Source organism: Micromonospora sp. DT53 (assembly GCF_049841535.1).
Lineage (GTDB): Bacteria > Actinomycetota > Actinomycetes > Mycobacteriales > Micromonosporaceae > Micromonospora.
The window spans coordinates 1-311 of record NZ_JBNCKM010000031.1; the positions used below are offsets into that span (position 1 = coordinate 1).

Annotated in this window: 1 protein-coding gene; it reads left to right on the top strand. The window is 67.2% G+C overall.

From position 1 onward, the window contains the following. Positions 1-18: 18 nt before the first annotated feature. The coding region (locus ACLQ3B_RS33660) for a MarR family winged helix-turn-helix transcriptional regulator (RefSeq protein WP_425784690.1) at positions 19-311 on the top strand (293 nt) is incomplete at its 3' end.

Here is a 311-nt window from a genome sequence, read left to right on the forward strand (position 1 = left end):
GTGATGGCTCGGCTGTCCATGACCGAGACGCACACGATGCGGCTCAGCGACCTTGCCGCGCAGTGCGACAGCACGCAACCACGGCTGTCCAAGCTGATGGTCCGTTTCGAGCAGCAGGGGTGGGTCACCCGGTGCCCTGACCCGGACAATGGCCGGTACACCCTCGCGACCCTGACTGACGCCGGGCTGCACAAAGTCGAGGACAGCGCCCCAGCTCACGTCGAGCGGGTCAGACAACTGGTGTTCGACCCACTCAGCGCTGCACAGCAACGCCACCTCGGCGCCGCGCTCTCCCGCATCGCCGCTCTGGT